Annotated in this window: 15 protein-coding genes and 1 pseudogene; 12 read left to right on the forward strand and 4 right to left on the reverse strand. The window is 64.0% G+C overall.

The features are described 5' to 3' along the window. Positions 1-140 precede the first annotated feature (140 nt). From OGV19_RS12205 to OGV19_RS12245, 9 genes are all read left to right on the forward strand, one after another. Positions 141-860: an ABC transporter permease gene (locus OGV19_RS12205; RefSeq protein WP_264313607.1), complete on the forward strand. Its 720-nt coding sequence runs from the start codon at positions 141-143 to the stop codon at positions 858-860. Next, positions 857-1,567, forward strand: a complete 711-nt coding sequence (locus tag OGV19_RS12210) for an ABC transporter permease (RefSeq protein ID WP_264313608.1) — start codon at positions 857-859, stop codon at positions 1,565-1,567. Before OGV19_RS12205 ends, OGV19_RS12210 begins: the two co-directional genes overlap by 4 nt. 16 nt (positions 1,568-1,583) lie before the next feature. Continuing rightward, positions 1,584-2,828, forward strand: coding sequence for an NAD(P)/FAD-dependent oxidoreductase (locus tag OGV19_RS12215; protein ID WP_264313609.1), 1,245 nt, complete (start codon positions 1,584-1,586; stop codon positions 2,826-2,828). A gap of 20 nt (positions 2,829-2,848) precedes the next feature. Continuing rightward, positions 2,849-3,631: an amino acid ABC transporter ATP-binding protein gene (locus OGV19_RS12220; RefSeq protein WP_319026067.1), complete on the forward strand. Its 783-nt coding sequence runs from the start codon at positions 2,849-2,851 to the stop codon at positions 3,629-3,631. Positions 3,632-3,994: 363 nt separating this feature from the next. Then, a complete protein-coding gene (locus OGV19_RS12225; RefSeq protein WP_264313610.1) occupies positions 3,995-4,804 on the forward strand; it encodes a gamma-glutamyl-gamma-aminobutyrate hydrolase family protein in 810 nt (269 codons plus the stop codon). 428 nt (positions 4,805-5,232) lie between these two features. Continuing rightward, entirely contained in the window at positions 5,233-6,144 is a 912-nt protein-coding gene (kdgD, locus tag OGV19_RS12230) for a 5-dehydro-4-deoxyglucarate dehydratase (protein ID WP_264313611.1), read from the forward strand. Positions 6,145-6,248: 104 nt separating this feature from the next. Beyond that, positions 6,249-7,610, forward strand: coding sequence for an MFS transporter (locus OGV19_RS12235; protein WP_264313612.1), 1,362 nt, complete (start codon positions 6,249-6,251; stop codon positions 7,608-7,610). 78 nt (positions 7,611-7,688) lie between these two features. Beyond that, the gene (garD, locus tag OGV19_RS12240) at positions 7,689-9,242 is read left to right on the forward strand and encodes a galactarate dehydratase (RefSeq protein ID WP_264313613.1); all 1,554 of its coding nucleotides are present in this window, start codon (positions 7,689-7,691) and stop codon (positions 9,240-9,242) included. Between the two features lie 154 nt (positions 9,243-9,396). Next, on the forward strand, positions 9,397-10,977 hold the full coding sequence (locus OGV19_RS12245; protein WP_264313614.1) for an aldehyde dehydrogenase (NADP(+)): 1,581 nt from the start codon (positions 9,397-9,399) through the stop codon (positions 10,975-10,977). Positions 10,978-11,066: 89 nt separating this feature from the next. Here the strand turns inward: OGV19_RS12245 and OGV19_RS12250 are convergent, their stop codons facing one another. Beyond that, a complete protein-coding gene (locus OGV19_RS12250) occupies positions 11,067-11,816 on the reverse strand; it encodes a FadR/GntR family transcriptional regulator (RefSeq protein ID WP_264313615.1) in 750 nt (249 codons plus the stop codon). A 197-nt stretch (positions 11,817-12,013) separates the two neighbouring features. Here OGV19_RS12250 and OGV19_RS12255 point away from each other — a divergent pair. Next, positions 12,014-12,664, forward strand: a pseudogene (locus OGV19_RS12255) (DUF998 domain-containing protein). 74 nt (positions 12,665-12,738) lie between these two features. Next, on the forward strand, positions 12,739-13,068 hold the full coding sequence (locus tag OGV19_RS12260; RefSeq protein WP_264313616.1) for a hypothetical protein: 330 nt from the start codon (positions 12,739-12,741) through the stop codon (positions 13,066-13,068). Between the two features lie 123 nt (positions 13,069-13,191). Here the strand turns inward: OGV19_RS12260 and OGV19_RS12265 are convergent, their stop codons facing one another. Together OGV19_RS12265 and OGV19_RS12270 are read right to left on the reverse strand one after the other, a co-directional pair. After that, positions 13,192-14,127 carry a LysR family transcriptional regulator gene (locus tag OGV19_RS12265; RefSeq protein ID WP_264313617.1) on the reverse strand — a complete coding sequence of 312 codons (936 nt, stop codon included), beginning with the start codon at positions 14,125-14,127 and terminating at the stop codon, positions 13,192-13,194. 27 nt (positions 14,128-14,154) lie between these two features. Then, complete coding sequence (locus OGV19_RS12270; RefSeq protein WP_264313618.1) at positions 14,155-15,129, reverse strand: quinone oxidoreductase family protein; 975 nt, start codon at positions 15,127-15,129, stop codon at positions 14,155-14,157. Positions 15,130-15,320: 191 nt separating this feature from the next. On the opposite strand from OGV19_RS12270, the gene OGV19_RS12275 reads away from it, so the two are divergent. Beyond that, positions 15,321-16,241 (forward strand): LysR family transcriptional regulator, encoded by a 921-nt coding sequence (locus OGV19_RS12275; RefSeq protein WP_264313934.1) that lies wholly within the window; start codon positions 15,321-15,323, stop codon positions 16,239-16,241. Here the strand turns inward: OGV19_RS12275 and OGV19_RS12280 are convergent. Then, positions 16,226-16,741 carry a DMT family transporter gene (locus OGV19_RS12280; protein WP_264313619.1) on the reverse strand — a complete coding sequence of 172 codons (516 nt, stop codon included), beginning with the start codon at positions 16,739-16,741 and terminating at the stop codon, positions 16,226-16,228. The genes OGV19_RS12275 and OGV19_RS12280 overlap by 16 nt on opposite strands. Positions 16,742-16,921: the final 180 nt, after the last annotated feature.

The raw sequence follows: 16,921 nt of genomic DNA on the forward strand, positions 1-16,921 counted from the left end.
GGCCTTGCGTCGCGAAAGGGCCACAAAGCGGCCCCCTGCAATCTGTGCCGCGGCATACACCCTGGGGCTGCTCCGCAGCCCTTTCGCGACACAAGGCCGCTCCTACAAAGAGAACCCGTTGCCCACCTTAGGGGTTTGTCATGCTCGATCAATTGTCCTTGCTGTCCTTCGCCAGCGGAGGCTGGGGCCAAGCGTTGCTGGCCGGCGCCCTGGTCACCGTTTCGCTGGCCCTCGCCTGCCTACCCATCGGCCTGCCGCTGGGCTTGGTCGTGGCACTTGCGGCGCGCTCGCGCAAACGCCTGCCACGGGCCTGGGCCACGACCTTTTCTACCGTGTTCCGCGGCCTGCCCGAACTGCTGACCTTGCTGATCATCTATTACGGCTGCCAGATCGCGGCGCAGAAAGTGCTGGCCGCCATGGGTTACCAAGGCGAGTTCCTGATCAACACGTTCCTCGCCGCCATGATCGCGTTCAGCCTGGTGTTTGCCGCGTTCTCCAGCGAAATCTGGCTGGCGGCGTTCAAGACCCTGCCCAAAGGGCAGCTTGAAGCGTGCACGGCGCTGGGCCTGAGCAAACGCACAGGCTTCTTCAAGGTGGTGCTGCCACAACTGACACGCATCGCGCTGCCTGGCCTGTCCAACAACTGGCTGTCGTTGCTCAAGGACACCTCGCTGGTGTCGACCATCTCGCTGGTCGATCTGATGCGCCAAACCAATCTGGCAGTCAGCGTGACCAAGGAACCGATGTTCTTCTATGGCGTTGCCTGCCTGGGCTACCTGCTGTTCTCGGCGGTCTCGGGCCGGGTCTTTGCCTTCATCGAGCGGCGTAGCAGCCGTCACCTGCAAGGAGCCCGGGCATGAACTTCGAACAATGGCTGGCGGTAGTCCTCGACCCCGACCTGCTGGAACGCTACGGCCCACGCTTCGTCGATGGCCTGCTGGTGACGGCCAAACTGGTGGCAATCTCCTTTACCCTCGGTGCCGTGCTCGGCCTGTTGCTGGCGCTGGCACGCTTGTCGCGCAGCCAAGTGCTGCAGCGCATTTCAGCCGGGTATGTGTACTTCTTCCGCGGCTCGCCGCTGCTGGCCCAGTTGTTCCTGCTTTATTACGGCCTCGGCTCGTTGAAAGGTTTTTGGCAGGACGTCGGCCTGTGGTGGTTCTTCCGCGAAGCGTGGTTCTGCACGTTGCTGGCATTCACCCTGAACACCGCCGCCTATCAGGCCGAGATTTTCCGCGGCAGCCTGATGGCGGTCGCGCCTGGGCAGTACGAGGCAGCGCGGGCGCTGAACCTGAGCCGTACGACCACCTTCTTCAAGGTGATCCTGCCGCAGTCATTGCTGGTGGCCATCGGCCCACTGGGCAATGAACTGATCCTGATGATCAAGGCCAGCGCCATTGCTTCGCTGGTGACCATCTACGACCTGATGGGCGTGACCAAACTGGCGTTCTCGCGCAGTTTCGACTTCCAGATCTACCTGTGGGCCGCCGTGCTTTACCTGGTGATCGTCGAGCTGGTGCGGCGCCTCCTGAAACACCTGGAAGCCCGCCTGGGCCGCCACCTGAACTGACCGAAGGATACGTTCCATGCATTGCCAGACTCTCGTCCTCGGCGCCGGCATTGTCGGCGTCAGCACCGCGCTGCACCTGCAGGCGCGTGGGCGCCAGGTGATTCTGATCGACCGCGATGAACCCGGCAGCGGTACCAGCCATGGCAACGCCGGGCTGATCGAGCGCTCCAGCGTCATCCCGTATGCCTTCCCACGGCAAGCGGGTGCGCTGCTGCGTTACGGCCTGAACCGCCAGCCAGATGTGCGCTACAGCCTGTTGCACTTGCCCAAGGCCGCACCCTGGCTGTGGCGCTACTGGCGCCAGTCGGCGCCGGGGCGCCTGGCGGGTGCCGCCGCCGACATGCTGCCGCTGGTACAGCGCTGCGTCGAGGAACATGACGCCCTGATCGAGGCCGCCGGCCTTGAAGGGCTGGTACAGGCCAAGGGCTGGATCGAGGTGTTCCGCGACCCGGCCCTGTTCAAACAGGCCAAGGACGAGGTCAAAGGCCTGAGCCGCTACGGGCTGCAATACGAGATTCTCGAATGCGGGCAATTGCAGGCCCGCGAGCATCAGTTGGACAGCACCGTGGTCGGCGGCATTCATTGGCTCGACCCGAAGACCGTGAACAACCCCGGCGGCCTCACCCGCGGCTATGCCGCGCTGTTCGTCCAGCGTGGCGGGCAGTTCCTGCATGGCGATGCGCGCAGCCTACGCCAGGTCCAAGGGCAATGGCAGGTCGACAGCCAGCGCGGCGCCATCACCGCAGACGAAGTGGTCGCTTGCCTCGGCCCACAGTCGGCGGACCTCTACGAAGGCCTTGGCTACCAGATCCCGCTGGCAATCAAGCGCGGCTACCACATGCACTACACCACCCGTGACGGTGCGCAACTTGAACACTCGGTCTGCGATACCCAAGGCGGCTACGTGCTGGCGCCCATGGCCCGAGGCGTGCGCCTGACCACCGGCATCGAGTTTGCTGCCAGCGACGCGCCAGGCAACGAAATCCAGCTGCGCCGCTGCGAGGCCTTGGCCCGGCGCTTGTTCCCGGCGCTCGGCGAACGCCTCGACGACACCCCTTGGCTTGGCCGTCGCCCGTGCCTGCCGGACATGCGCCCGGTGATTGGCCCTGCCCCTCGGCACCCAGGCCTGTGGTTCAACTTCGGGCACGCCCACCATGGCCTCACCCTTGGCCCGGTCAGTGGCCGGCTGCTGGCAGAGCTGCTGACCGGCGAGCACCCCTTTACCGATCCTGCGCCCTACAGCGCGACCCGTTTCGACTGAACCCTGCGGAGAACAACAATATGACCGCCCCTTTGAGCCTTGCCAGCCTCGCACCAGAACCCGACCCACGCCCCGTGCTGATCCGCATCGAGGGCCTGAACAAGCACTATGGTGCGTACCATGTGTTGCGCGACATCAACCTGCAGGTGCGCGAAGGCGAGCGCATCGTGCTGTGCGGCCCCTCCGGTTCGGGCAAGTCGACCCTGATCCGCTGCATCAACCGCCTGGAAGTGGCCGAACAAGGCAGCGTCAAGGTGGATGGCACCGACCTGGCCGCCACCACGCGTCAGGCCAGCCAGATCCGCAGCGAGATCGGTATGGTGTTCCAACACTTCAACCTGTTCCCGCACATGAGCGTGCTCGACAACTGCCTGCTGGCGCCCACCAGCGTGCGCGGCCTGTCGCGCAAGGACGCCGAAGAGCGGGCGCGGATGTACCTGTGCAAGGTCGGTATCGAATGCCAGGCGCACAAATACCCCAGCCAGCTTTCCGGCGGCCAGCAACAGCGCGTGGCCATTGCCCGCGCCCTGTGCATGAAGCCGCGCATCATGCTGTTCGATGAGCCGACCTCGGCACTGGACCCGGAGATGGTTGCCGAGGTGCTGGATGTGCTGGTGCAACTGGCTGGTACGGGCATGACGATGCTGTGTGTCACCCATGAAATGGGCTTTGCCCGGCAGGTAGCCGAGCGGGTGCTGTTTCTTGAGGGCGGGCAGATCATCGAGGACAGCCCGCCGCAGGTGTTCTTCAATCAGCCCAAGACAGAGCGGGCCAAAGGGTTCCTGGCGCAGATTCTGCACTGAAGCACTTGCTGGCCTGTACTGCTTCTTCGCGGGTTTGCCCGCGAAGAGGCCAGTCCAGGCCCTTTCATTGCACCGCTGCAATGAACCAACTGCGTCGTTAAATATAATTGACCTCACCCCCTGCCAAACCCTTGCCGCTACAGGCCTGCACCGGTTTAACCCCCCTGAATTCGGCGCATTCCCCGCTCCAAAGCCTCTACCAGTCGTTTGACATATCGAACGGCTCTGGCAAGCTATCAACAAGTCCCGACCGGAATCGTCGCCTCTGACGAGCCGGCAGTGCTCGGGGCTTCAGGTCGTACTCAAGGCCCCGGCCGTGCGCCTGCACAACAACGACAGGTCGAACCTGTCCCAAGGTGACATATGTCCAACAGCAACATTGGCAACAAGAAACCCTCCCTGCGCAAACCCGTCGTCCTGATGACCATGGGCAGCCAAGAGCGCAAAGGCCATGACTATCAGGTCATGACCCACAAATACATCACTCCGCTGGTCGAATTCGCCGATTGCGTCCCGGTCCTGGTACCCACCTGCTGTGGCACCGAAGACCTCGAGACCTATCTGGACATGGCCGACGGCGTCTACCTGACCGGTGCCGGCAGCAACATCGACCCGGCCCTGTATGGCCAGGAAAACGAAACCCCAGGCAAAGGCCAGGACAAGGCACGCGACCTGTTCGACATCCCGCTGGTCAAGGCGGCCATCAAGCGTGGCCTGCCGATCTTCGGCATCTGCCGTGGCATGCAGGAAATCAACGTAGCCCTGGGTGGCGACATCTACCAGAAGGTGTACGCCGAGCCCGGCTTCAACGACCACCGGGAAAACCCCGAAGACCCGGTCGAGGTGCAGTACGCTCAGGTGCATGGCGTGAAGATCAAGCCGGGCAGCTGGCTGCGCGACACCCTGGGCTGCGACGAGATCCGTGTGAACTCGCTGCATGGCCAAGGCCTGCGCAACCTGGGTAAAGGCCTCGAGCCAATCGCCCTCGCCGAAGACGGCCTGGTCGAGGCAATCCATGCCCCGAGCATTTCGCCCTTCCTGTTCGCGGTGCAGTGGCACCCGGAGTGGCAAGCCGCGAAAAACCCTGATTCGATCAAGATCTTCCAGGCCTTCGGCGACGCTTGCCGCGCCCAGGTTCGCAAGGCCCAAGTCAAGCACCATCAAGCTGCCTGACACAAAGCTTCGTTAGCTTTGATCGCGGGGCGGCGCAAGGCCGCCCCCGCTTCCCCGGTCACCCTCTGCTGGTCCCAGAACTCTTCCCGTGGATGCGGGCGGCGGGCTTGTGCCTGTCTCCGCGATCGTTTTTTCCCTTCCCCTCTAGAGATACGATGACTGATTGCTAGGAACCTGGCTGTCAGGGTTCATGCGTGATCGGCCGTAGCCTCATCCGGCCTCTTCGCGGGGCAAGCCCGCTCCCACAGGGTTCCAAGGCCCAGCAAATCCTGTGGGAGCGGGCTTGCCCGCGAAGAGGCCGGCGCACCGCCCATCCACCGCCAGGGAAAAAAATGCAAAGAGGGACTAGTCATCGCACATGTTGTACGATAACTTACCTCTATCGCTTCTACACACCCTCACCCAAGCGCCACAGGATGCCCATAACAATGAATCCACAAGAACTGAAATCCATCCTCTCCCACGGCCTGCTGTCTTTCCCAGTCACCGACTTCAACGCCCAGGGTGATTTCAACCAGGCGGGCTACATCAAGCGTCTGGAATGGCTCGCCCCCTACGGCGCCAGCGCCCTGTTCGCCGCCGGGGGGACCGGTGAGTTCTTCTCCCTGGCTGCCAGCGAGTACAGCCAGGTGATCAAGACCGCTGTCGATACCTGCGCCACCTCGGTGCCGATCCTCGCCGGTGTCGGTGGCTCGACCCGCCAGGCCATCGAATACGCGCAAGAAGCCGAGCGCCTGGGTGCCAAGGGCCTGCTGCTGCTGCCCCACTACCTGACCGAAGCCAGCCAGGAAGGCGTCGCCGCCCACGTCGAGGCCGTGTGCAAATCGGTGAAGATTGGTGTGGTGGTCTACAACCGTAACGTCTGCCGGTTGAATGCCGACCTGCTGGAAAAGCTCGCCGAGCGCTGCCCGAACCTGATCGGCTACAAGGACGGCCTGGGTGACATCGAGCTGATGGTGTCGATCCGTCGCCGTCTGGGCGATCGTTTCAGCTACCTGGGTGGTCTGCCGACCGCTGAGGTGTATGCTGCGGCCTACAAGGCCCTGGGCGTGCCGGTCTACTCCTCCGCCGTGTTCAACTTTGTGCCGAAGACCGCGATGGACTTCTACCACGCGATTGCCCGCGAGGACCACGCCACCGTGGGCAAGCTGATCGACGATTTCTTCCTGCCGTACCTGGACATCCGTAACCGCAAGGCCGGTTACGCGGTCAGCATCGTCAAGGCCGGCGCCAAGCTCGCCGGGTACGACGCCGGCCCGGTGCGCACGCCGCTGACCGACCTGACCGCTGAAGAATACGAAATGCTCGCAGCCCTGATGGACAAGATGGGTCCGCAATAAGCGAGCCCCTGCGGCCTGCCCCTGCCGCACCCGGAGTGGGAAGCCCCCACTCCGGCTACAACGCGTGAGCCCGTACAAAAATAACTAGTGGGAGTATTACCAGCATGCAAGCGACTAAAAAGACGCATGTGCGCTACCTGATCCTGTTCATGCTGTTTCTGGTGACCACGATCAACTATGCCGACCGCGCCACCATTGCAATCGCAGGCTCCAGCCTGCAGAAAGACCTCGGCATTGACGCCGTCACCCTCGGTTATATCTTCTCCGCCTTTGGATGGGCTTACGTGGCTGGCCAGATACCTGGTGGCTGGCTGCTCGACCGTTTCGGCTCCAAGAATGTCTACGCCTTCAGCATCTTTACCTGGTCGCTGTTCACCCTGCTGCAAGGGTTTGTCGGTGGCCTTCCGGTGGCGTGGGCAGTGGTCACGTTGTTCACCCTGCGCTTTCTGGTCGGTTTCGCCGAAGCCCCGTCGTTCCCGGGCAACGCCCGTATCGTCGCGGCCTGGTTCCCCACCGCAGAACGCGGCACGGCGTCGGCCATCTTCAACTCGGCACAGTACTTCGCCACCGCACTGTTCGCCCCGATCATGGGCTGGATTGTGTTCAGCTTCGGCTGGGAACACGTATTCGTGGTGATGGGCGGCCTCGGCATCCTGTTCTCCTACGTGTGGATGAAGACCATTCACAACCCCAAGCAGCACCCACGCATCAGCCAAAGCGAGCTTGAACACATCGAGCAAAACGGCGGCCTGGTGGACATGGACCAGAAACGCGGCAGCGACGGCCCGAAATGGGGCTACATCAAGCAGTTGCTGACCAGCCGCATGCTGCTGGGCGTTTACCTGGGCCAGTACTGCATCAACGCCATCACCTACTTCTTCCTGACCTGGTTCCCGGTGTACCTGGTGCAGGAGCGTGAGATGACCATCCTCAAGGCCGGCATCATCGCCTCGCTGCCGGCCATTTGCGGCTTCATCGGCGGCGTGCTGGGCGGGGTGCTGTCGGATTGGCTGCTGCGCCGTGGCAACTCGCTGACCTTCTCGCGCAAGCTGCCGATTGTCTGCGGCCTGTTGCTGTCGACCACCATGGTCTTCTGCAACTACGTCGATGCGGAGTGGATGGTGGTCGGCTTCATGACCCTGGCCTTCTTCGGCAAGGGCATTGGCGCCCTGGGCTGGGCCGTGGTCGCCGACACCTCGCCCAAGCAGATAGCCGGCCTCTCGGGCGGCCTGTTCAACACCTTCGGCAACATCGCGTCGATCACCACGCCCATCGTCATCGGCTACATCATCAGCGCCACTGGCTCGTTCAAATGGGCCCTGGTGTATGTGGGTGCCAACGCCCTGGTCGCGGTGTTCAGCTACCTGGTGATCGTCGGCCCGATCAAGCGCATCGAGCTGCATGAAGCCCCAAAGGCTGAAGCCGACGTCGCCGCCAATGGCGACTTGGCCAGCGCCCGACACTGAGTGAACACGCCCGCGCCGGCACCTGCCGAGCGCGGGCAGATGTAAAAAGCCTGAGCAATCACAAGAAGGGCCCCGAACATGCAGTTGATCGAACACTCCGACTCGCCCCGCTACGTCCGCCTGCACGACGACGACAATGTCGTGGTGGTGGTCAACGACGGCGGCCTGGGCGAAGGCGCCCGCTTCGCCGATGGCCTGACCCTGGTCGAAGGCGTGCCGCAGAGCCACAAGGTCGCCACCGTGCTGATCGCCAAAGGCGAGCCCGTGCGCCGCTATGGGCAGATCATCGGTTACGCCCTGGAAGACTTGCGCCAGGGCAGCTGGGTCCAGGAAAGCCAGCTGGCCATGCCTGAAGCCCCGGCGCTGGACAGCCTGCCGCGCTGCGATGCCATCCCCGACGCCCTGCCGCCGCTCGACGGCTTTACCTTCGAGGGCTACCGCAATGCCGACGGCACCGTCGGCACCCGCAACATCCTTGGCATCACCACCACCGTGCAATGCGTGACCGGCGTGCTGGAGCATGCGGTCAAGCGCATTCGCCAAGAGCTGCTGCCCCATTACCCCAACGTCGATGACGTGGTCGCCATCACCCACAGTTACGGCTGCGGCGTGGCGATCAACGCCCGCGATGCGTACATCCCGATCCGCACCGTGCGCAACCTGGCGCGCAACCCTAACCTTGGGGGCGAAGCGCTGGTCATCAGCCTGGGCTGCGAAAAACTGCAGGCCGGCCAGGTGATGCATGACAACGACCCGTCGGTGGACCTCAGCGACCCGTGGCTGTACCGCCTGCAGGATGCCAGCCTGGGCTTCGGCGAAATGATCGAGCAGATCATGGCCCTGGCTGAGACCCGCTTGAAGAAGCTCGACCAGCGCCGTCGCGAAACGGTGCCCGCCAGCGAGCTGATCCTGGGTATGCAGTGTGGCGGCAGCGATGCATTCTCTGGCATCACCGCCAACCCGGCGCTGGGCTATGCCTCTGACCTGCTGGTGCGCGCCGGCGCAACCGTGCTGTTCTCGGAAGTGACCGAGGTGCGTGACGCCATCTACATGCTGACCTCCCGCGCCGAGAACCAGGACGTGGCCGAGGCGCTGGTGCGTGAGATGGACTGGTACGACCGCTACCTGCAACAAGGTGCGGCCGACCGCAGCGCCAACACCACGCCGGGCAACAAGAAAGGCGGCCTGTCCAACATCGTCGAAAAGTCCTTGGGCTCGATCGTGAAGTCCGGCAGCGGCGCTATTCAGGGCGTGCTCGGCCCAGGCGAGCGGGTTGCACGTAAAGGCCTGATCTTCTGCGCCACCCCGGCCAGCGACTTTGTCTGCGGCACCTTGCAACTGGCCGCCGGCATGAACCTGCATGTCTTCACCACCGGCCGCGGCACCCCCTACGGCCTGGCCATGGCGCCGGTGGTCAAGGTGTGCACCCGCACCGAGCTGGCCCAGCGCTGGCCTGACCTTATCGACATCGATGCAGGGCGCATCGCCACAGGCCGCGCAAGCATCGAGGAACTGGGTTGGGAGCTGTTCCACTACTACCTGGACGTGGCCAGCGGCCGCAAACAGACCTGGGCCGAACAGCACAGGCTGCACAACGACATCACCCTGTTCAACCCGGCGCCAATCACCTGATGTAGCGGTTTGGCGTGGACGCTGTGGGAGCGGGCTGGCCCGCGAAGCAGCCAACGCAATGCATGGCACCGGCTTTGCCGGTGTTCGCGGGCAAGCCCGCTCCCACACGTACCGTGCCGTCCTTCAGCCTTTCATTTCATCAAAGGAGCACCCCATGCCTGAGATCCTCGGCCACAACTTCATCGCCGGCCAGCGCAGCGCCGCTGGCTCGCGACGCTTGCAGAGCCTGGACGCCACCACTGGCGAGGCCCTGCCCTACAGCTTTGCCCAAGCCACCGAGACCGAGGTGGACCAGGCGGCCCAGGCAGCCGCTGCGGCCTTCGTCGAGTTCCGCCAACTGGCCCCGGCGCGCCGCGCCGAGTTCCTTGATGCCATCGCCGCCGAGCTGGATGAACTGGACGACGCCTTCGTCGCCATCGTCTGCCGCGAAACCGCACTGCCTATGGCGCGTATCCAAGGCGAGCGCGGGCGTACCAGTGGCCAGATGCGCCTGTTCGCGCACGTCCTGCGCCGCGGTGACTACCTCGGTGCACGCATCGACCTGGCCCTGCCGGATCGCCAACCGCTGCCTCGCGTCGACCTGCGCCAGATGCGCATTGGCGTAGGCCCGGTCGCCGTGTTCGGTGCCAGCAACTTCCCACTGGCCTTCTCGACTGCCGGTGGCGACACCGCCGCCGCCCTGGCCGCAGGTTGCCCCGTGGTGTTCAAGGCGCACAGCGGCCACATGGCCACTGCCGACCTGGTCGGGTGTGCCATCCAGCGCGCCGCCGAGCGCACCGGCATGCCCAAGGGCGTGTTCAACATGGTCTTTGGTGGCGGTGTCGGCGAATGGCTGGTCAAGCACCCGGCGATCCAGGCGGTCGGCTTTACCGGCTCGCTCAAGGGTGGCGATGCCCTGTGCCGCATGGCCGCCGAGCGCCCGCAGCCAATTCCGGTGTTCGCCGAGATGTCCAGCATCAACCCGGTGATCATCTTGCCAGGCGCCCTGGCCAAGCGTGGCGACGCCATCGCCCGCGAACTGGCGGGCTCGGTGTGCCTGGGTGCCGGCCAGTTCTGCACCAACCCTGGCCTGGTCATCGGCCTGCAATCAGCACACTTCAACCAGCTGCTCGCCGACCTCGGCCAGCACCTCGACCAACAGGCCGGTCAAACCCTGCTCAACGCCGGCGGCCTGCGCAGCTACGTCGCGGGGTTGGAACACTTGCACGCCCATGCCGGCATCGAGCACCTGGCCGGCCAGGTACAGGAAGGCAACCAGGCCCGCGCCCAGCTGTTCAAGGCTGACGCCCGCCTGCTGGTTGACGCCGCCCCGCTGCTGCAAGAAGAAGTATTTGGCCCGACCACTGTGGCCGTCGAAGCTCAGGACAACGAACAACTGCGCGCCGCACTGCTCGGCCTGCGCGGCCAACTGACCGCAACCCTGATCGGCGAGCCGGAGGATTTCGAAGCGTTCGCCTGGCTGGTGCCGCTGCTGGAAGAAAAAGTCGGCCGGATTCTGGTCAACGGCTACCCGACTGGCGTCGAGGTGTGCGATGCGATGGTTCACGGCGGGCCGTACCCGGCAACCTCTGATGCGCGCGGCACGTCGGTCGGCACCTTGGCCATCGACCGCTTCCTGCGCCCGGTGTGCTACCAGAATTACCCGCAGGCGTTGCTGCCCGAGGCGCTGCGCGATGGCAACCCGCTGGGGCTGCGGCGCCTGGTGAATGGGCAGTGGAGTGAAGGGGCGATCTGATCGTCTTTAGAATGGAAAAAGCCCCGCACATGGCGGGGCTTTTTCGTTTGTCTGTACCCGCGAAGAGGCCAGCCCAGGCGCCAGAGGCCTCAGCCCCCCTGCGCCTCGGCTTCTTCATGCGCCTGGCGCAGCCGCTCGCGGCTGTTGCTCAGGTGCATGCGCATGGCCATCTTCGCCCCTTCGCTGTCACGACGGGCAATCGCTTCATAGATGGCCTCGTGCTCATGCATCAACCGGCTCATGTAGTGCGCCTGGTCATCATGGGCCAGGCGCGCCGAATTGAGCCGGGTACGCGGGATGATGCTGGTCCCCAGGTGGTTGATGATGTCGGCAAAGTAGTGGTTGCCGCTGGCCTGGGCGATGCGCAGGTGGAACTGGAAATCCGCCGACACGGCATCGGTCGCATGGGCCGCGCCTTCGTTGAGCTCGTCCAGCGCTGCACGCATGCCGACCAGCTGTTCGTCACTGCGCCGTTGCGCCGCCAGCCCCGCCGACTCGATTTCCAGGGCAATACGCAACTCCAGTACCGCCAGCACTTCGCGCAGGGTCACCACGGTCGCCGGGTCGATACGGAAACCGCCCGTGGCCGGTGCATCCAGCACGAACGTGCCGATGCCATGCCGGGTCTCGACCTGGCCTGCAGCCTGCAGCCGCGAGATGGCCTCACGCACCACCGTGCGGCTGACGCCCTCTTCGGCCATGATCTGTGATTCGGTCGGCAGCTTGTCGCCGCGCTTGAGCTGGCCGCTGCGAATGCGCTCGGTCAGCACCGTGACCAACTCTTGGGCCAGACTGCGCGGCTTGCGCCGGGTCCTTGCCTGTACCTGCTGCTCTGTCATGCCCTGTATTTCACCTTGAAAGACAGCGCCCATGATAGCGCAAGCAGTTGTACGATCACATACACCCAATGCGGTATTTCACGTTGTGTCTGCGCCACTCACCCCACAAAAAACGTCGCTCACGCGCTGGCCTACGCCCTGTGCAAGGCTGTACTGTGCGCCTTTGCGCTTACTTATCCATGGAAGGAAACGGCAGCATGAAACCCCTCGACCGTCTTCTGCTGGCCTGTGGCCTGCTGATCCCCGTCTGGCTGTTGGCCGGCGTCTGGCTGACTGGCCAGGCCTACCCAGGCTTTAACCACCTGCAACAGGCCATGAGCCAACTCGGCGCCGTGGGTGCACCGACCGGGCGCTGGTCGCCATGGGTCAACAACTTCCCCTTGGCCGCGCTGTTCGCCCTGTTTGCCTGAGGCTTGGCCCGTCGCTGGCAGGGGTCTGCCCTGGCACGGGCCAGCGCCGCGCTGGTGCTGCTGCATGGCTTGGGCAGCCTGGGCACTGGCTGGTTCCCCTGCGACCAGGGCTGTGCACCTGTAGAACCCTCGTTTTCCCAGCAGTTGCACAACCTCTCGGGCCTGCTGATGTTTCTTTCGTTGACCCTGGCCACTGCCTTGTGGGCGTGGCTGGGCAACCGGGTTGCCGACTCGCGGACGTTGGCGCTGTTCTCCCTGGCGTGTGTGGTGCTGGCGATCGTGACGGTCGCGTTGATGGGGCAGGCCGCTCAAAGTGGCCATCTGTTCGGCCTGTACCAGCGCCTGAACTACGGCGTGTCGGTGATCTGGGTGGCGGCCCTGGCCTGGGCCAGCTTGCGCGCTCCCGCCACAAGGCCGCTGCGCATGGCCACGGTCTGACGGCAAATTGCTGGCCCCCAGCGGCTTGAAGCGAAGGCAAACTCCCTTCTCCTTCAGATGCTTAGGACAGCAACATGCGAGTACTTCTAGCAACGATGGCTGGCTGCCTGCTGGCCACGGCCGCCTTCAGCGCCCAAGCCAAGGCGCTGAGCCAGAACGATCGCCATACCTGCGGCTGGGGCGCGCAAATCGCTGCAGAGGCTCAGCAGGCCAAGCTATCCGGTGTGACCCTGTATGCCACGCGCAACAAGCTACAGACGCGCAGGTTCGCCAAACCTTGGATGCGCATGACTGCTTTTGGCATTACCGAGCAGACCTACAACAGCCGTTCGCGATTGAAGCCAGCCGCGATCAAGCAGACCTACTATGAGCAATGCGTGCAGCATGCCGTTGCCAGACGATAAATCTATATTTATCAAAATGTTAAACGACATATCTATCACTAAACATTAGCAATAAATCAATGAGCTAAAATTAATTTTTATCGTTGTTTTTCAATAAATTGCAGGTAGATATTAAAGCCAATCCTAAATACGCTCGCCCTGGTGCCGCCAGGGCGCTCCCGTACTGAATCGCTCATCCACCCACGCCCTGAAAACCCCCATTGCAGCCGTGTTCAGCCGTGCTGTCGGGCGTACCAGGTAGATCCCCGCCGCCACATCGAGCTGCCATTGCGGCAGCACGCGCACCAGGCGTCCACTGGCCAGGTCGTCGCCCATCAGCCAGTCGCCCCCCGCAAGGATGCCAACGCCCCGACGGGCAGCTTCGAGCAAGGCTTCATTGTCATTACTACGCAACGAACCACCGACCTTGACGCTGACTTGCTGCGCTTGCCGGGTCAGGCGCCATTCGGGAAACGATCGCAAACCACTGAAACCCAGGCAGTTGTGCCCGGCCAGCTGCTCGGGCTGTAGCGGCGTGCCGTGCCGGGCGAGGTAGTCGGGCGATGCACAAAGAATACGCAGGTGGTCGCACAGCCTTTTGGCCACCAGGCGGTTGTCGGCCAGCTCGCCGATGCGGATGGCCGCATCGAAGCCTTCGCCGATCAGGTCAACGAAGCGGTCGGCGTACTCGGCCTCTACCGTCACCTGCGGATAAGCCAGCACGAAATCCGCCAGCATGCCACTCAACCAACGCCGCCCCATGGCGGCCGGCAAGGCCAGGCGCAGGCGCCCTCTTACGGTTACCGCACCTTCAGTGGCCTCCTGTTCGGCTTCGGCAATCAGCCGGCTGGCCTCGCGAACACGCGCCACCAGGCGCTCGCCCTCATCAGTGAAGCGCAGCTGCCGCGTGCTGCGCTCCACCAGACGGATGCCAAGGCGTGCCTCCAATGCACTCAGGCGCTTGGACAGCACCGTGGGATGGCGCTCCAACTGCCGTCCGGCAGCCGCGAACGACCCCTGTTCGTGCAAGGCCAGCAACGTGGCAAGTTCATCGGCGCGGCGGCTGTCGAAGGCATCCATGGCAAGGCTCGGCAGAAAGTAGGGAAGTCAGGCGGTCAGGATCAACGCCCCTTCCGACAACCCCTGCTCCAGGTCTGTGTGAGCCCTGGCCGCTTCGGCCAACGGGTAGCGGCGCCAAACCCGAGGCTGGATGATACCCTCGGCGACCGCCGCCAGCACGTCGCCAGCGCGCTGCTGGTACTCCGCGACGGTACGCGTGTGTGCTGCCAGCGACGGCCGTGTCAGGTACAGCGAGCCCTTGGCATTGAGCGTTGCTACTCCAATGGCCGCCGGCGCGCCGGAGGTTCCACCGAACGACACCAGCAAGCCGCGCGGGCGCAGGCTGTCCAACGACGCCTCCAGAGACACCTTGCCGACACAGTCGTACACCACGTCCACGCCCTCGCCCTGAGCCAGCTCGCGCACCTGGCGGGCCAAGGTGGCGGCGTCAAAGACCAGCACGTGATGGCAGCCCGCCGCCCGCGCCCGTTCCACGCTCTGCGGTCGCGAAACCACGCCGATCACCGTCGCCCCCAGGTGCCTGGCCCAGGACGCCATGAGCTGCCCCAGTGCCCCGCCCGCGCCGTACAGCAACACCTGGGTGCCCGGCCCCACGGCGTAGGTGCTCTTTAGCAGGTACTGCGCGGTGATGCCCTTGAACAACACGGCTGCTGCGGCTTCCTCACCCAGCAAGCCCGGCAGTTTGACCAGGCGCTCGGCAGGGAACAACCGCCCGCTGGCATAACCGCCTACCGGGCCCATCGCATACGCCACCCGATCTCCCACGCGGACATTGTCCACCCCTTCACCCACCGCGCTCACCCGCCCGGCGCCTTCAAGCCCCAGGCCAGATGGCAATGCCAGGGGCGCCCCGCCCTTGCGCTGCAGCACATCCAGTGGGTTGACGCCCATGGCGGTCTGCTCCAGCCAGACCTGGCCGGGCCCTGGAGCTTGTGGTTGTGTATGTTGCACGTGCATGACGTCGGCAGTGCCGGTGGCGTTGAGTATGATGCGGCTGGCCATGATCGATTCCTGCAAGGTTGAGGGGTTCGATACAGGCTAATTAGGCAGGATAAGTTGAACAATAAGGGGCATTGCAGATGATTTCTGCAAAGCGTGCAGCAATGCCTGCCTATCGCATCGCGCCCGCAGCAGGGCCGGGAGATCTGTTAGGCTGATCAATGCCCTCCCAGCCAGCCTCGACTATTCGCCCCATGGATGAACTGCGCAAGATCGACCTCAACCTGCTCCTGGCCCTGCACGCGCTGTTGAGCGAGAAGCACGTCACTCGCGCCGCCCTTCGCCTGCATCGCAGCCAGCCGGCAGTGAGCCACGCACTGGCGCAGTTGCGCAGGCACTTCGACGACCCCTTGCTGATCCGCCAGAACGGCCGCATGGCCCTGACCGCGCGGGCGCAGTCACTGGCCAAGCCGCTGCAAGATGCCTTGGGCAGCCTCAATGCCCTGCTGGCCGCCCCGCTGTTCGATCCTGCCAAGGCGCAGCGCCGTTTCCGCTTGTCGTTGTCCGACTATTCCTCGCGCATCATCCTTCCACCCTTGGTCCGCCACGTGCGCCAGGTGGCCCCAGGCGTGGATCTGGCGATCAGCCAGGCCAGCCGCGAAACCATGTTGGCTCAACTGCTCGACGGCGAGCTCGACCTGGCCCTGGGCATATTCCCCGAACTGCCGCAGGACATCACCGCCCAAGCACTGTTCCAGGAAAGCTTCATCAGCGTCGCCGACCGCCAGGTACTGCCCACCTCCGGGGGCCTGGCATTGGCCGACTGGCTGGCTCGCCCCCATGTATTGATGGCCATGCGCCCGGATGCCCACGATGAAATCGAACGCGTACTGGCTGCCCACGGCCTGCACCGGCGAATTGCCCTGGCATTGCCGCACTGGAGCGCGGCGGTCGAGGTGCTTGCCGGCACCGACCTGATTCTCACCGTGGCCAGCCGCGCGGTAGGCTCATTGCAGCAGCACAAGGCGTTGCGACAGTTTGAACCGCCACTGGCCATTCCCTCCTTTGCCTATCAACAAGCCTGGCATAGCCGCAAGGACAGCGACCCTGGGCACCGCTGGCTGCGCGAAGCCGTGTGGGCATGCAGCCAGCCACTTGGTCAGCCTTCTGACTGATTGAGCACAGTCGGCTTGGCCGCAGCGCTCGTCGCCCAGTTGCCCTGCACCAAAAACACCCCGCACAGAATCAGCACCACCCCAGCCAGCTTGGCCAGGCTGATCGGCTTGCCTGCCAACCCCATCAATCCGAAATGATCAGCGGCTACCGCCGTCACGATCTGCCCTGCCACCACCAATGCAAGAAAACCCGCAGCGCCCAGTTTCGGCGTAAGCGCCGCCGCGCCAGCAACATACAAGGCGCCCAGTACGCCGCCAGCCCACAGCCACCAAGGCCCCTGAAGCGCCTTGCCCATGTCTGGCGCGGGTACCCTGAGGATCAACAGCGCGGCAATCACCACCACCGAGCTCACTGCCAGCGAAGTGAATGCCCCCCACAACCAATGCCCCATGGCCCGGCCGACAGCGGCGTTGCCTGCGGCCTGAAAAGGCAGCAGCGCACCGGCGAGCAGGGCCATGGCAACGGGGAGAACAACGAAAAACAGGGCTTTGCTGAACATGGCCGGCCTCAACTGAATAGTGACGTTGGCCATGATCGATACATTTGCCTACACGATGGAAATCGAAAATATGCACGCGGACTATTCGCGCGATGCATGGCTGGACACTGGCCGCTGACACTGGGCAACCCCAGACCCCATCCGTTGAGCTAGGATGCTCGCCTTGCGCGTCCACAGGCT

Source organism: Pseudomonas putida (assembly GCF_025905425.1).
GTDB classification, from domain to species: Bacteria; Pseudomonadota; Gammaproteobacteria; order Pseudomonadales; family Pseudomonadaceae; genus Aquipseudomonas; species Aquipseudomonas putida_AF.

What these genes read in the sequence shown, in the direction of transcription:
- OGV19_RS12205 (WP_264313607.1), top strand. Translation starts at nt 141, where the DNA reads ATGCTCGATCAATTGTCCTTGCTGTCCTTCGCCAGCGGAGGCTGGGGC.
- OGV19_RS12210 (WP_264313608.1), top strand. Translation starts at nt 857, where the DNA reads ATGAACTTCGAACAATGGCTGGCGGTAGTCCTCGACCCCGACCTGCTG.
- OGV19_RS12215 (WP_264313609.1), top strand. Translation starts at nt 1,584, where the DNA reads ATGCATTGCCAGACTCTCGTCCTCGGCGCCGGCATTGTCGGCGTCAGC.
- OGV19_RS12220 (WP_319026067.1), top strand. Translation starts at nt 2,849, where the DNA reads ATGACCGCCCCTTTGAGCCTTGCCAGCCTCGCACCAGAACCCGACCCA.
- OGV19_RS12225 (WP_264313610.1), top strand. Translation starts at nt 3,995, where the DNA reads ATGTCCAACAGCAACATTGGCAACAAGAAACCCTCCCTGCGCAAACCC.
- kdgD (WP_264313611.1), top strand. Translation starts at nt 5,233, where the DNA reads ATGAATCCACAAGAACTGAAATCCATCCTCTCCCACGGCCTGCTGTCT.
- OGV19_RS12235 (WP_264313612.1), top strand. Translation starts at nt 6,249, where the DNA reads ATGCAAGCGACTAAAAAGACGCATGTGCGCTACCTGATCCTGTTCATG.
- garD (WP_264313613.1), top strand. Translation starts at nt 7,689, where the DNA reads ATGCAGTTGATCGAACACTCCGACTCGCCCCGCTACGTCCGCCTGCAC.
- OGV19_RS12245 (WP_264313614.1), top strand. Translation starts at nt 9,397, where the DNA reads ATGCCTGAGATCCTCGGCCACAACTTCATCGCCGGCCAGCGCAGCGCC.
- OGV19_RS12250 (WP_264313615.1), bottom strand. Translation starts at nt 11,816, where the DNA reads ATGACAGAGCAGCAGGTACAGGCAAGGACCCGGCGCAAGCCGCGCAGT.
- OGV19_RS12260 (WP_264313616.1), top strand. Translation starts at nt 12,739, where the DNA reads ATGCGAGTACTTCTAGCAACGATGGCTGGCTGCCTGCTGGCCACGGCC.
- OGV19_RS12265 (WP_264313617.1), bottom strand. Translation starts at nt 14,127, where the DNA reads ATGGATGCCTTCGACAGCCGCCGCGCCGATGAACTTGCCACGTTGCTG.
- OGV19_RS12270 (WP_264313618.1), bottom strand. Translation starts at nt 15,129, where the DNA reads ATGGCCAGCCGCATCATACTCAACGCCACCGGCACTGCCGACGTCATG.
- OGV19_RS12275 (WP_264313934.1), top strand. Translation starts at nt 15,321, where the DNA reads ATGGATGAACTGCGCAAGATCGACCTCAACCTGCTCCTGGCCCTGCAC.
- OGV19_RS12280 (WP_264313619.1), bottom strand. Translation starts at nt 16,741, where the DNA reads ATGTTCAGCAAAGCCCTGTTTTTCGTTGTTCTCCCCGTTGCCATGGCC.